At 54.1% G+C, this 758-nt stretch carries 2 tRNA genes and 1 rRNA gene; all 3 read right to left on the bottom strand.

What is annotated here, in order from left to right:
• Positions 1 to 405: 405 nt before the first annotated feature.
• A tRNA-Ala gene (locus FJ694_RS36575) sits at positions 406 to 481 on the bottom strand.
• Between the two features lie 30 nt (positions 482 to 511).
• Positions 512 to 588 (bottom strand) — tRNA-Ile (locus FJ694_RS36570).
• Between the two features lie 105 nt (positions 589 to 693).
• Positions 694 to 758 (bottom strand): 16S ribosomal RNA (locus tag FJ694_RS36565); the annotation flags it as partial.

The raw sequence follows: 758 nt of genomic DNA, 5'->3' as shown, positions 1-758 counted from the left end.
CGCAGGCTATCACGTCCTTCATCGCCTGTAATCGCCTAGGCATCCACCACATGCACTTAGTCGCTTGACCCTATAACTTTGACCTCAACTGGGTGTTGAGATCGTCAAGGACTGCAGCCAACCGCAGTGACTACCACGGTTGACCGTTTGAGTATTCGCGTTGTTGCCGTTCTTCATGACTTTCTGTGTACTGCCCTCTCGGACAGCATCAGAAGCTGAAGTTTGGTGACGCAATCAATAACTGCTGTCGTACCGGCCTCTTGCGAGGCGTTCCGTCAGCAGCGCTGATTCGACTCTATGAATTGTTAAAGAACGACAGCCGATCAATGGTTTGATCGCACATCGAAACCAACTGCATGGGCAATTCGCTTCGATGTGCGCTCGACACGGCGCAGGCATTTGATTTGGTGGAGGATGACGGGATCGAACCGACGACCCCCTGCTTGCAAAGCAGGTGCTCTCCCAGCTGAGCTAATCCCCCATCTCGCAACCTTGACGCTGGCTTCGGTGCTGGTGGGTCTGGTTGGATTCGAACCAACGACCCCCGCCTTATCAAGACGGTGCTCTAACCGACTGAGCTACAGACCCTCACCGGTGCATTTCGCAGCGTGATGCTATTTTCTGTCGTTTGAACCTACAGCCGATAAGTGTGGACGCCCGAAGACCGCTGTGTGCGGCACTCTGAATCTCTAGAAAGGAGGTGATCCAGCCGCACCTTCCGATACGGCTACCTTGTTACGACTTCACCCCAGTCACGA

The sequence above is a fragment of the Azohydromonas aeria genome (genome assembly GCF_009760915.1).
GTDB lineage: Bacteria > Pseudomonadota > Gammaproteobacteria > Burkholderiales > Burkholderiaceae_C > Azohydromonas > Azohydromonas aeria.
Note: the sequence above shows the minus strand (reverse complement) of the source record. Positions and strands in the feature narration are given on the sequence as shown.